A 285-nucleotide genomic window follows, 5' to 3' on the forward strand; every position below is an offset into this window, starting at 1 on the left:
TTGATCGCCATATCCATTGTATGTCGCATCCCAGCTACCATAACCGTTGCCAGAGTAGTCGAGATACCAAGCTCCATTGTTACCCCAAACACTGAGGTCAGCTTTAGCATCGCCATCATAGTCGCTAGGAACGGCAGTGTAGTTAGTGTCGCCATACCCGTTATACGAAGCATCCCAGCGACCATAGCCGTTGCCAGAGTAGTCAATATACCAAGCTCCGTTGCTACCTCTAACGCTTAGGTCAGCTTTAGCATCGCCATCATAGTCGGCAGAAACGGCAGTGTA

General features: G+C 49.8%; 1 pseudogene. It reads right to left on the reverse strand.

What is annotated here, in order from left to right:
• A pseudogene (locus DSM107010_RS38795) lies at positions 1–285 on the reverse strand (hypothetical protein); the annotation flags it as partial.

The sequence above is a fragment of the Chroococcidiopsis cubana SAG 39.79 genome (assembly GCF_003991895.1).
Lineage (GTDB): Bacteria > Cyanobacteriota > Cyanobacteriia > Cyanobacteriales > Chroococcidiopsidaceae > Chroococcidiopsis > Chroococcidiopsis thermalis.